The 11681-nt window shown below is 42.5% G+C and carries 14 protein-coding genes and 1 pseudogene; 7 read left to right on the top strand and 8 right to left on the bottom strand.

Annotated features, from left to right (window positions below; translation table 11 throughout):
- Positions 1–462 precede the first annotated feature (462 nt).
- Positions 463–1629: an 8-amino-7-oxononanoate synthase gene (bioF, locus tag V7K27_RS35540; RefSeq protein ID WP_334953547.1), complete on the bottom strand. Its 1167-nt coding sequence runs from the start codon at positions 1627–1629 to the stop codon at positions 463–465.
- Between the two features lie 5 nt (positions 1630–1634).
- Here bioF and V7K27_RS35535 point away from each other — a divergent pair, with 5 nt between their 5' ends.
- Positions 1635–1760, top strand: a complete 126-nt coding sequence (locus tag V7K27_RS35535) for a hypothetical protein (RefSeq protein WP_334953545.1) — start codon at positions 1635–1637, stop codon at positions 1758–1760.
- Positions 1761–1791: 31 nt separating this feature from the next.
- Here V7K27_RS35535 and ruvA read toward each other — a convergent pair whose 3' ends face one another.
- Together ruvA and V7K27_RS35525 are read right to left on the bottom strand one after the other, a co-directional pair.
- Entirely contained in the window at positions 1792–2424 is a 633-nt protein-coding gene (gene ruvA, locus V7K27_RS35530) for a Holliday junction branch migration protein RuvA (protein WP_334953544.1), read from the bottom strand.
- Positions 2421–3182 carry a sucrose-phosphate phosphatase gene (locus V7K27_RS35525; RefSeq protein WP_334953543.1) on the bottom strand — a complete coding sequence of 254 codons (762 nt, stop codon included), beginning with the start codon at positions 3180–3182 and terminating at the stop codon, positions 2421–2423. Before V7K27_RS35525 ends, ruvA begins: the two co-directional genes overlap by 4 nt.
- 419 nt (positions 3183–3601) lie before the next feature.
- Here V7K27_RS35525 and V7K27_RS35520 point away from each other — a divergent pair, with 419 nt between their 5' ends.
- The 4 genes from V7K27_RS35520 to V7K27_RS35505 all read left to right on the top strand — a co-directional run bounded on the left by V7K27_RS35520 (position 3602) and on the right by V7K27_RS35505 (position 6239).
- Entirely contained in the window at positions 3602–3868 is a 267-nt protein-coding gene (locus tag V7K27_RS35520; protein ID WP_334953542.1) for a hypothetical protein, read from the top strand.
- 83 nt (positions 3869–3951) lie between these two features.
- Entirely contained in the window at positions 3952–4338 is a 387-nt protein-coding gene (locus V7K27_RS35515) for a hypothetical protein (protein WP_334953541.1), read from the top strand.
- Between the two features lie 12 nt (positions 4339–4350).
- Positions 4351–5046 (top strand): Uma2 family endonuclease, encoded by a 696-nt coding sequence (locus V7K27_RS35510; RefSeq protein WP_334953540.1) that lies wholly within the window; start codon positions 4351–4353, stop codon positions 5044–5046.
- A 182-nt stretch (positions 5047–5228) separates the two neighbouring features.
- The gene (locus V7K27_RS35505; RefSeq protein WP_334953539.1) at positions 5229–6239 is read left to right on the top strand and encodes a chemotaxis protein CheB; all 1011 of its coding nucleotides are present in this window, start codon (positions 5229–5231) and stop codon (positions 6237–6239) included.
- 115 nt (positions 6240–6354) lie between these two features.
- Here the strand turns inward: V7K27_RS35505 and xseB are convergent, their stop codons facing one another.
- Together xseB and xseA are read right to left on the bottom strand one after the other, a co-directional pair.
- The gene (gene xseB, locus V7K27_RS35500; RefSeq protein ID WP_292823092.1) at positions 6355–6582 is read right to left on the bottom strand and encodes an exodeoxyribonuclease VII small subunit; all 228 of its coding nucleotides are present in this window, start codon (positions 6580–6582) and stop codon (positions 6355–6357) included.
- Positions 6575–7850: pseudogene (gene xseA / locus V7K27_RS35495) on the bottom strand (exodeoxyribonuclease VII large subunit). Before xseA ends, xseB begins: the two are co-directional and overlap by 8 nt.
- A 123-nt stretch (positions 7851–7973) precedes the next feature.
- Here xseA and V7K27_RS35490 point away from each other — a divergent pair.
- Positions 7974–8264 carry a hypothetical protein gene (locus V7K27_RS35490; protein ID WP_334953538.1) on the top strand — a complete coding sequence of 97 codons (291 nt, stop codon included), beginning with the start codon at positions 7974–7976 and terminating at the stop codon, positions 8262–8264.
- Between the two features lie 154 nt (positions 8265–8418).
- Here the strand turns inward: V7K27_RS35490 and V7K27_RS35485 are convergent, their stop codons facing one another.
- The 3 genes from V7K27_RS35485 to V7K27_RS35475 are packed head-to-tail and all read right to left on the bottom strand — an operon-like array spanning position 8419 to position 9875.
- Positions 8419–8877 carry an HNH endonuclease gene (locus V7K27_RS35485; protein ID WP_334953536.1) on the bottom strand — a complete coding sequence of 153 codons (459 nt, stop codon included), beginning with the start codon at positions 8875–8877 and terminating at the stop codon, positions 8419–8421.
- A gap of 11 nt (positions 8878–8888) precedes the next feature.
- Positions 8889–9329, bottom strand: coding sequence for a hypothetical protein (locus V7K27_RS35480; RefSeq protein WP_334953535.1), 441 nt, complete (start codon positions 9327–9329; stop codon positions 8889–8891).
- A 12-nt stretch (positions 9330–9341) separates the two neighbouring features.
- Positions 9342–9875, bottom strand: coding sequence for a hypothetical protein (locus tag V7K27_RS35475; protein WP_334953534.1), 534 nt, complete (start codon positions 9873–9875; stop codon positions 9342–9344).
- Between the two features lie 458 nt (positions 9876–10333).
- Between V7K27_RS35475 and recA the strand changes: the two genes are divergently transcribed.
- The gene (recA, locus tag V7K27_RS35470; RefSeq protein WP_334953533.1) at positions 10334–11413 is read left to right on the top strand and encodes a recombinase RecA; all 1080 of its coding nucleotides are present in this window, start codon (positions 10334–10336) and stop codon (positions 11411–11413) included.
- The last annotated feature ends 268 nt before the right edge of the window (positions 11414–11681 follow it).

Genomic DNA, 11681 nt, shown 5'->3' with positions numbered 1-11681 from the left:
TACCCCCCTTAATCCCCCCGATATATTGGGGGGAAACAAGAAAATCCAGTTCCCTCCCCTTTATAAGGGGAGGGTTAGGGTGGGGTAACGCGGATCGTGATGAGAAGCGAAAGAATTGAATAAGCTGTTGCGTATTTAATTTGTATATTGGACGCGCTCATGTTGCTCGCACTACAATATTTTTGGGTTTTCGTGTTATACAATTTAGCTGCACATCAACTTATCACGTTTTGACAAGGGTTTCACGTTAAGTTGACACCTATGAGCTTTTTCTGTGCCCCTACCAACGTATTTGTATCATTATTAAAGTAAAACGGTATTACTTACTACATCTTTGGGTAAAATCGTGGTGAATTGAGGGTTGAAATTTAAACACATAGGCGCTTTGCCCGATCGCAGGGTAGGGACACCCAGAGAATTCGCTACAAATTAATGAAATGCTGTACTTAGAAACTTATGAGTTCACCAGATATCTTTCAGCACTGCTACCAATTTTTCGATATGTGCGGCTTCATGAGTTGCCATTAAAGATATTCTGATCCGACTTGTGGGCACTGTGGGGGGACGAATTGCTGGGGCAAATATGCCAGCATCTCTTAGCTGTTTTCCAGCTTTAAGGGCATCTGTGGCACTGGGCAATTCAAAACATAGTATGGGTGATTGCGATCGCAGCAATTCGAGATTAGGTAACTGTTGTTGCAGCAAATTTTTCAAGTAGTGTACATTTTCCCACAATTTGGCACGGCGTTGCGGTTCTTGTTGCACTATCTTGATTGCTGCTAAGGCCGCCGCCGTATCAGCAGGTGAAAGCCCAGTGGTGTAAATCCAAGTGGAGGCGCGGTTCCGCAAAAAGTCAATTAGGGCGCTACTTCCCGCTACGTATCCGCCTAAACTACCCAAAGCTTTACTCAAGGTACCAATTTGGATTAACTGCTTTCCCGTACATCCAAAATGTTCGACACATCCCGCGCCAGTTTTTCCTAACACCCCAGTGGCATGAGCTTCATCAACTAGCAGCATACAGCTAAATTTATCAGCGAGATCCAACAGTGCGGACATTGGACATAAATCGCCATCCATGCTGAAGACGCTATCAGTCAGAATCAAACAGCGTCGGTAGTTTTGGCGCTGTTGACTCAACTGAGTTTTTAGGACTGTAAGATCACAGTGCGGATATTCCACAACTGCTGCACCACTGAGAATCGCCCCATTTTTCAGACTGGAATGATTGTACTGGTCAGAGAAAATTAAATCACGCTTGCCAACGAGGGCGGTAATTGTACCCAAATTGGCTAGATACCCAGAACTAAATACCAAAGCATCTTCTGTTTGTTTGATAGATGCGATCGCCTCCTCCAATTCCCTGTGCAATTCTCGATGCCCACTGAGTAATCTAGAACCAGTACTACCAGTGCCAAATTCCGCGATCGCAGCGATCGCGGCTGCGATTAATCGCATATCTCCCGCAAGTCCCAAATAGTCATTACTGGCAAAATTAATTACCTCTTGTCCAGCTAAAACCACCGTTGCACCCGGACGACCGTGAATTGTTTGTACTGATCGATACCAGTCTGCCCGATGAATTGTTGCTAGAGATTCATCTAGCCAAGCATAAGGGTTAGTGGGCATGGGGAGTGGGGAGTGGGGAGTGGGGAGTGGGGGGAGATGAGGGAGATGGGGGAGATGAGGGGGATGAGGGAGATGAGGGAGATGGGGGAGATGAGGGAGATGAGGGAGATGGGGGAGAGAATAACTATTGACAAATGACAAATGACAAATGACAAATGACAATTAAACTTGTTCGCTGCTGAGATGAGCGATCGCTTGTTTAATCCAATCTTCGACATAGGCATCTTTGGGTAGTCCAATGTCTTCACTGACTACATGTAGGGCGTGACTGACTTCATGGGCAGTATATCCCAAGGCGAAGAGGGTCATTTGCACTTCTTCGAGAATTCCTGGTGCTGGACCACCTGTGGCGACGAAGAACCCGGCTGATTTGCGCCACTCGACTAATTTGCTTTTCAGTTCCAAACAGATGCGTTCGGCGGTTTTTTTGCCGACACCGGGAGCCTGAATTAAGATTTGGGTATTGCCAGCGATGATTGCTTGGACTAAATCTGGTAGTTCCAGAGTGTCTAAGAGTGCGATCGCTAAGGCTGCACCAATACCGCTAACAGTCAGCAATTGGCGAAATAAATCGCGTTCGGCTGGCGAAGCAAAGCCATATAGTAATGGCACTTCTTCCCGAATTTGGAAATGGGTAAAAATTTGCGCCACTCCTCCCGACTCTGGTAATTGCTGTGCTAGCCGTTGAGGAACTTGCAAATCATACCCCAAGCCATTCACTTCTAGAGTCAGAATCACGCGATTAGCGCCAATTGTTTGGATACCAGCAACAAGACCTTTAAGATAACTAATCATTCTAATAAACCAAAATATTTCAAACCTTCGATAATTCCACCTGCACAAAAAGATGAAGCCAGGTAGCGGTAATTAGCAGGATGCTCGTTGTGCCATTGGAGTAACTCTTTTCGGGCATTCCCCACAATGATTCCCCGTTCGTTGCCTACAGCAAATAAAGCAATATCATTACCTGAATCACCACAGACAACTGTTTGTTCTGCTGCAAATTTCCACTTTTGACGCAAAAACTGCATTGCCTGACCTTTATCGCTGCTATGGGGTACAATGTCAAGGTCAATGCCACTACTGTAGATTAACTTTACATTTAATTTATATTTCTGCAACTCCGCTTCAAGTTGTGGTAGAACATTTGCAGATGAATCTTGTTCTAGGAAAAAACTCACTTTGAAGGGACGCTGTTCTGAATCTGGTTGCCGAACTAACTCCCGATATTTTCTAGTAATAGATAATACAGTTTCCCTTTCCCATCCCGGAGAGAGGATTTCTGACCAACCTGAGTCTGGAGTATCACTACCATCTAAGTAGATTTCTGTACCCACAGAAAGGACAAGAGCATCCGGTTGCAAAAGATTTTTTTGAGCTTGGAGTTCTTTGTAAAGTACAGGCGATCGCCCAGTAGCATAAACGATTTTACTGCCGTATTCTTGGCGATGTCTGTTCAGCAGTTGATTTAGTTCTGGTAAAGCGTTGTCATCGCCCACGGTGCGATGCACGAGGGTGTCATCCAAATCTGTTACAAAAAGAAATTTAGCCATAACCACCTCTTGTGCTTCGCTTTACCATCAAAAAGTTTATGTCCTTTTTGCACTTATCTAAAGAAAACATCGCAGGACTTACGCAAACAATAGCCGAAACCCTTGTTTTCAGGTAGGGGCAATTCATGAATTGCCCCTACCGCGTGTACTTTTGCGTAAGTCCTACATAGATGTAGTCTGGTTTAACAAAAAAGTCAGGAGACACACAGAGCAATATTCCTCCTGCAAAAACTGCCTTTGCTGTTATATTTCAGGTAATAAATAGATATATACAGCACTTCCGGCAGCTATGAGGTACATCCTCAAAGCTGAAAGCTATGTTAGGAGAGGGGTAAGGAGAAAAGCTGTATTGCATAATAGCGGGAAGCGCTGTAAGTTCATTACAATGATTGCTGCAAATGCTTAAACGTTTCTTATATATGGCAGAGCGTTTGTTGCAAAGTATTAAGCATTTGTTGCAACTGCTTATACATTTCCTGCAAATGCTTAAACGTTTCTTATATATGGAAGAGCATTTGTTGCAACTGCTTATACATTTATTGCAAATGCTTAAACGTTTCTTATATATGACAGAGCATTTGTTGCAAAGTATTAAGCATTTGTTGCAACTGCTTATACATTTCCTGCAAATGCTTAAACGTTTCTTATATATGGACGAGCATTTGTTGCAAACGCTCAAACTTTGACAACTAATGTTTTAATTTGAGCGATATCTACAGAGACGTAGCACTGAAAAACAATGTAAAAACATAGCACTGCTACATCTTTTTTGCTTAATGCACTACGATACAATCAATTTAACCACTTCATAGCGGCTGCGATCGCGGCTCCAAAAACTTTTAACATACTCAGAAGGCGTATGAGTGATATCGCTAAACAGTGGGAGAAGTTAAAGCAGAACCTTCCTATTGGACACAAATTTTATGGAGAGGTTATAAGTGTTAAGCCTTTTGGTGTTTTTGTGTACCTTGGCTATCAAGTCATTGACGGTTATAAACTAAGCGGAATTATACATATTGGTACAAAACCCGATTGTGATTCATCTGGTTTACCCACGGACACTTCTTTGTGGCCACAAGTTAGTCAACGAGTTCATTGCAAAGTGATTGCTTACCGGGAATACAATAAGGAAGTAGATTTAAGATTGGTTCAATAGAAAATAACTATTGTGGTCAACACCTCTCCACAACATCCGACTCCAACCAATTATATTCCGCCTCTTGAGAGTGGCGATCGCCTCACTCGTCCAGAGTTTGAGCGTCGCTATAATGCCATGCCCAATGTCAAGAAAGCCGAATTGATTGAAGGAGTCGTTTACGTGGCATCACCTTTGCGCTTTGAATCACATGCCGAACCGCATGGTAATTTAATGATTTGGCTGGGAAATTATAAAGTAGCCACACCTGGTGTCAGATTGGGCGATAATCCAACTGTGCGGCTAGATTTAGATAATGAACCTCAACCTGATGCAATTTTGTTAATCGATGCAGCGTGTGGCGGATCATCTCATCTAAGTACTGATGGATACGTGGAAGGTGCGCCAGAATTAGTAGCAGAAGTTGCCGCCAGCAGTGCTAGCAAAGATTTGTATGATAAAAAACGTGCCTATCACCGCAATGGCATTCAGGAATATATTGTTTGGCAGGTTTTTGATAGCACTGTTAGTTGGTTCAGCTTGCAAAATGGTGAATACGTAGCACTGATCCCAAATGCGTTAGGGATAATTCAAAGTCAAGTGTTTCCGGGATTGTGGCTTGATGTATCAGCATTAGTTGCGGGAAATATGCAACAGGTGTTAACAGTGTTGCAGAAAGGGCTAAGTTCAGTAGAGCATCAGATGTTTATTCAGCAGATAAGTATTTAAAACCCTTTTTTTTAGAGACGCAAAATTGCATTTCGTGCTATTCGTCTAAAGTTCTATTCCTCAAAGAAGAATAAATCCTCTCAAAGCTAGGTGAAGAAATTTTCTTGCCGCGTTACTCTCAATACTGGCAATGAATGTGCTTTTGTTGCCCACACTGGCATGTTGGTGAAATCATTACATTAATGCTTGAATACAATATTATTGTCGTTGGAACATCAGCAGGTGGAGTTGAGGCGCTGACTTATCTAGTCAAGCATTTGCCGCCCGTTCTCAATGCTGCTGTGATTATAGTTCTTCATGTATCAAGTCACGCCACGAGTGTGCTGCCAAAAATATTAAGTCGTGCTGGCAACTTGCCAGTGTCTTATGCTCAGGATGGCGAAGCTATTGTTCATGGTTGGATTTATGTCGCTCCGCCTGACTATCACTTACTGGTAGAACGAGGATATTTGCGTTTGACACGGGGGGCAAAAGAAAACCGTTGTCGTCCCGCCATTGATCCATTGTTTCGCAGTGCAGCGCGAACCTATGGGCAGCGAGTGATTGCTGTGCTACTAACAGGTATGCTTGACGACGGCACGGCGGGACTAATGGCTGTCAAAATGCGGGGCGGTGTGGCAATTGTCCAAAATCCCAACAATGCTTTGTATCCTGATATGCCACGTAATGCGATCGAGAACGTAGAGGATATTGACCATATCCTGCCACTTTCAGATATTACTTCAATTTTAGTAGCTTTAGTTAACAGGCCAATGGAAATAGAACCAGAAAACCCTGTACCTAGCAAGATGGAGTTTGAAACTGAAATAGCGCAATTGAATTTGGAAGCAGTAGAAAACGAAGGCGACCGACCTGGTAAACCATCAACCTTTGGCTGTCCTGACTGCGGCGGTATCCTTTGGGAACTCGAAGAGGGAAATTTGTTGCGCTTCCGGTGCCGCACGGGTCATGCTTATTCATCTGAAACTTTGCTGGCTACGCAGTCCGATAAGCTGGAGGATGCACTATGGATCGCTTTAAGGGCATTGGAAGAGAAAGCTTCTCTATCACATCGCATGGCTTTAAGGATGGAGGCTCGCAACCAAGCCTTGGCAGCACAAAGATTCAAGGAGGAGGCGCAGTCTGCTTGGCAGCGCTCCGCCATTATTCGAGAAGTACTTTTGAAGGTCGATGCAAACACAGGTGTTGATTGAAAGTGTGTATCTGCGTAGATTGCATTGGGTTGGATATGTACGCGATGCCTACGGCAAGCCGCTAAAAAGCGTTTACTTATAAAACCCGAACAACCGCACCAGCAGGCTCTCGCTTCTACTCATCGCTTAACGTTTCAATCAACAAATCTACCTGCTGCTGTCGCTGCTGCAAAAAACTTTCGCACTGACGCAAATACTCAACAGCACTAGCAAATTGCTCAAATACAGCTTCCAATTCCAACTCACCCGCCTCAATACGAGCAATAATTCCCTCTATCTCAGCAACCTTCGCCTCATAATTCCAACCTTCCTCAGAACTAGAAGCACTCTTACGTTTAACCATCAACCTCTCTGTGTCCTCTGCGCCTCTGCGGTTCGTTAATCTTTTACTTCCATAACCTTTACTTTAACCCCACCCTGCCCCAACTGAATCACTAACTCTTGCCCCACAGCCAACTCCACCGCCGATCGCGCGATCGCTCCATCTTCCCGCCTTACCACCGCATAACCACGCTGCAACACCGCTTTCGGGTCAAGACTAGCCAACTTTTGCCGCAATAATTCTAAATGCTGCGTTGCTTGCTGCGATCGCGCCGTGGTAATTTGCACCAAATGCTGACGCTTCCAAGCTAGCTTGTCCACCTCCAGTTGCACTTGTCGATCTAACCGCAAACGTCGCAAACGATTTCGCAATACTTGCAGTTTATTCTCAGCATTTTCCCTAAAGTCATGCACCGCCTCATGCAAATACACAACTCGTCCCCGATGCTCAGTATACAACTCTGAAAGCGCTGGCACAACCATTTCCGCCGCCGCAGTGGGTGTATGCACACAAGCATCTGCAACTAAATCTGCCAAAGATTCATCTCGTTGATGACCGATACCAGTAATTACAGGAATGGAACAACTAGCAAGCGATCGCACCACTCGTTCATCATTAAAACAAGCCAACTCTTCCACCGCACCACCACCCCGCGATAAAATTAGCACTTCGGCGCGTCCATCCTTTTCCACCCGCTCAATTGCTTTGACGATAGATTCCGGTGCTTGCTCACCTTGTACGGTAGCTGGAGAAAATAAAACGTGTAAACCTGGATACCTTTGCTTGAGAGTTTTTTGAATATCACCCCAAGCAGCCGCAGTTGGTGAAGTGACGACAGCGATCGTTTGGGGGTGAGTTGGGAGCGATCGTTTTCTTTGCGTGTCGAACAACCCCTCAGCCAGCAAGCGATTTTTAAGTTGTTGATAGCGTAGCGCTTGTAAACCAACACCAGCAGGTAGAGTCTGCCAAACTGATAACTGATATTCTCCCCGTTGCGGATACACGCGAATGCTGCCCAAAATGATTATCTGCTCACCGGGAACCGGTATCTGCGCGAGTTTTGGCAATTGGCTATTCCATACTACACACTTAATTCCGGCGGTGCGATCGGTATCTTGCAGCGTAAAAAATAACCCACTGCGATGATGGTTAGCACTGGAAACTTCGCCAGTTACCCAAACTTGCCGTAATTGTTCATCTTGCTCTAACAGCAAGCGGATATAGTCAGTTAATCCAGATACCGAAAGTGCAGTATCGAGAATGAGAGAGTCGGGAAGGTCGAAAGTCATCAAATATGCGCGAGAGCAAAAGCTTAATCCAATCTTAGCAAATAGCGTTAATTAATAGCTATTGTGTTGAATTATCAAACTGGAAATATCCCAAAATTCCATTAGACTTAAATTAATCAGTAAATGGAGTTTAAAACCATCATGGAAAAAATAGAACTTGAACTAGATAGACTCACCTTTGAACGAGCAAAAACTCTGGCAATAGTCAATCAATCAACTTTATCAGAATTGATTAGTCACGTAATTGAACGTTTAGCAGAAATTCAGGAGAAAAACGATCCCTTAATGGGATTATACGCTGATGTTCCAGAAATTGTTGATGAAATTGTTGCCGAGGCGATGGAAAAAAGAGGATATACTGCATCTGATCATCCTATCTCTAGCTTCCCTCTCCTTTATAAGGAGAGGGATTGAGGGTGAGGTAAGCCAGAGACCTAAATTGTATGTTATTTAATTCTTATTCCTTGGCTCCATTCAACATGACAATTTAAGCATTTATGCAAGAGGTCTAATATTCACTATTGAATGTGAGATTTTCCAACGCCCTTTAAAGCAATAGGTGATTACGCTATTTGGTTGAATCCTTCAGAGACTGGAGTAACTGGCTAGGACGTGCCATCTTCACAGCAAGATAAAGATCCGGATAGTGAACAAATATATAGTGTTCATACTTGTACCAATGCATTTCACCCTTTTCTTTGTTACAAACCTGGCAAATGACCCATAAATTATTGAATTCCATTGATAACCAAGGATACTGTGACCGAGGTAGCTTGTGATCTATCGTCTTACCACCTTTGTCAGAGTAGTGATATCCACAAATTGGACAGTACCAGTTGGAATTTTCTCTCACCCAATCTTTACTATCTTGAGTTGTTCCACACTCATAATCACCATTAATATAGCGCCAGTAATCGAATTTCCTATAAGTTTCAAAATCTTGATGAGTTAGCCTGTGATATCGCTTGTTACCAATGTTGTCTGCAAGCTCAAATAATTCTTTAAGTTCTTTATCTTTAAGGCTCACCGTCTTCCTCACTAAAATTTGACAGTTCTATATGTCTTTTGATTAGATTTATTTTGATATCTGTTGCTAGTCTGTTTACTGAAATCAATAAATTCTATTTCTGTATCAGGAAACTGCTTATCTATTTCTTCTGCAATCTCATTGACTTCTTTAGAGAAATTTTGATTAAAATTTTCTATTTCTTGAATCGTAAGATATTTATTTCCAATTCGATCAACCTCTAAAAATAATTCCTCAAGGGTTAAATCCTCAATATGATATTTATTTAATAATTCCTCTATTTTTTGATATAGATTAATAACATTATCCCACCCAATATTTTTATAATGTTTCTCTTTTATTAAAACTTGGTCTTCTTTATGAAGCTTACTTCGATTTTTTGAGTTAGCACGTTGAACATAACGATAACTCATTCCTTTAAAACTTCTTTTTTTAGCCTTTTTGTTAGTCATAGAGTCAGTCCTTTAGCCCAGCGTCCATTTAAAAAAAGTAATTACTGCCTTGCGAATCTCACTATCTTCAGATTGGAGAATTTTTTTAGTATTTATAGCTAGCTTAAGCCTAATTTGATCAACTAAGTTTTTCAGAGCTTTATTGTCTTTTTTGAGTTGCTCATTTACTTCTATTAAGTTTTTATTTTGAGAATATATTGTCTTTATTTCAACTTCTAAAAGATTATTTTTCTGAGACAAACTTTGAATTTCAACTTCGTATTTTTCTCTTTCCTGTTGGGGATATTTCTGAAATTGGTCAATTTTGGCAGCATATTCCTGCTGCTTCGACTCAATCTCTTTAGTTTTCTTCGTTACCATACCTTTCTGAGCAGCTTGAAGACGTTGACGCTTAATTAGCTCAGAACCAGCAAAAGGCGAAATAGCTCTGCGAATCGTAATCTCATCAGGATTGGTACTAAAGTCAATTACTTCCAAAGCACGCATAGCATCTGCTTTTGTCCATGCCTCACTTTCAAGTAGCTTAATAGCCTGTGACTTATTCACGTTTGCTTAAGATAATGAATGTAATTTATATTACAATTATATCAGTATATTATCTCCATGCCAACAGGCCAGATTCAACAAGAACGCTAACTTTACTAAACTTATCGATGCCGAAAATTCAACGGTTCAACGATCGCGCCGCGTTTTACTAGGCTTTTATCTCTCCAAAATAAAGCAGTCTAACTATGTACACTACGTTAGGTCAGTTGTTTAAATAATTTTTCTTTGAAAATCCCTTGCTTACCCAGCCAAAAAAAGCTATCTCTGAATGCAAGTTGGTATCATTGTGCAGAGCTACCCTAATTTGGTAGCGATCGAGTTACGATCTTGTCACACCCTTTTTTTGATTTGAGAAGTCCTATTCCAGAATTTTCTGGTTAAAATAGTATATCTGTTCTACTCAAACTCCCAAAGCAACACTCCTTAAAACCATATATTTAGAGGCATTAGAGGCAGGAATGGCTATCAACACCGATACTTCTGGCAAGCAAAAAGCGCTGACTATGGTGCTAAACCAGATTGAGCGCACTTTTGGTAAAGGAGCAATCATGCGCCTGGGCGATGCTACCCGGATGCGGGTGGAGACGATTTCTAGTGGGGCGCTCACCTTGGATTTAGCATTAGGTGGTGGTTTACCCAAAGGGCGGGTAATTGAAATTTATGGGCCGGAAAGTTCCGGGAAGACTACAGTAGCGCTACATGCGCTCGCCGAAGTGCAAAGAAATGGCGGTATTGCTGCCTTTGTTGATGCTGAACACGCCCTTGACCCCACCTATGCTGCGGCATTGGGTGTAGATATTGATAATTTGCTGATTTCCCAACCTGACACTGGCGAATCAGCTTTAGAAATTGTCGATCAGCTTGTTCGCTCTGCTGCGGTTGATATTGTAGTCATTGACTCAGTAGCAGCACTGGTTCCCCGTGCTGAAATTGAAGGGGATATGGGTGATATCCACGTTGGTCTGCAAGCGCGGTTGATGAGCCAAGCTTTACGTAAAATTACTGGTAACATTGGTAAATCTGGTTGTACAGTAATTTTCATCAACCAGTTGCGGCAAAAAATCGGTGTTACCTACGGTAGCCCAGAAACCACAACTGGCGGTAACGCATTAAAATTTTACGCTTCGGTGCGCTTAGATATTCGCCGAATTCAAACCTTGAAAAAGGGTACAGATGAATATGGTAATCGCGTCAAAGTCAAAGTCGCCAAAAATAAAGTAGCGCCGCCTTTCAGAATAGCGGAATTCGACATTATCTTTGGCAAAGGTATTTCTACCTTGGGTTGTATTGTTGACTTAGCAGAAGAAACTGGCGTGCTTGTCCGCAAGGGAGCTTGGTACAGCTACAATGGCGACAACATTTCTCAAGGACGAGACAACGCCATTAAGTATCTAGAAGAAAAGCCTGAATTTGCTGAACAAATTAAGCAACTGGTGCGTGAAAAGCTAGATAAAGGCGCTGTTGTTTCTGCTAACTCTGTAGCTAAACCCAGTGAAGGAGATGAAGAGGAAGAAGACGATTTAGAGCCAGAAGAATAAGGAATGTAGATTTATTAATCTGCAACTTTTAATCTGTAGTGGGTTATAAAGACAGCTAACCCACCTTTTCCAAAGTATTGATGAGTTACAGCAAGCCTAACGAAATGATTGCTTCTATATGACCAGCAATCATTTTTATTTATGGCTTTTTTCGTTGGAATCAGGTAAAATTAGTGTCAAATTAGAGCCAGAGCGAATTCTATTCGCACGCCAGGTGTAACATAGAGTGGCTCGCCGCCCATTGCACTGGCGTGCGCGCCATCTTTGA

This window comes from Nostoc sp. (assembly GCF_036919575.1).
Taxonomy (GTDB): Bacteria; Cyanobacteriota; Cyanobacteriia; order Cyanobacteriales; family Nostocaceae; genus Nostoc.
The sequence above is the reverse complement of the archived record's forward strand: the minus strand, read 5'-3'. Positions and strand labels throughout refer to the sequence as shown.

Coding starts and splice junctions, on each gene's coding strand:
- bioF (WP_334953547.1), bottom strand. CDS start 1,629: ATGCCCACTAACCCTTATGCTTGGCTAGATGAATCTCTAGCAACAATT.
- ruvA (WP_334953544.1), bottom strand. CDS start 2,424: ATGATTAGTTATCTTAAAGGTCTTGTTGCTGGTATCCAAACAATTGGC.
- V7K27_RS35525 (WP_334953543.1), bottom strand. CDS start 3,182: ATGGCTAAATTTCTTTTTGTAACAGATTTGGATGACACCCTCGTGCAT.
- V7K27_RS35520 (WP_334953542.1), top strand. CDS start 3,602: ATGGCAGAGCGTTTGTTGCAAAGTATTAAGCATTTGTTGCAACTGCTT.
- V7K27_RS35505 (WP_334953539.1), top strand. CDS start 5,229: ATGCTTGAATACAATATTATTGTCGTTGGAACATCAGCAGGTGGAGTT.
- xseB (WP_292823092.1), bottom strand. CDS start 6,582: ATGGTTAAACGTAAGAGTGCTTCTAGTTCTGAGGAAGGTTGGAATTAT.
- V7K27_RS35490 (WP_334953538.1), top strand. CDS start 7,974: ATGGAGTTTAAAACCATCATGGAAAAAATAGAACTTGAACTAGATAGA.
- V7K27_RS35480 (WP_334953535.1), bottom strand. CDS start 9,329: ATGACTAACAAAAAGGCTAAAAAAAGAAGTTTTAAAGGAATGAGTTAT.
- recA (WP_334953533.1), top strand. CDS start 10,334: ATGGCTATCAACACCGATACTTCTGGCAAGCAAAAAGCGCTGACTATG.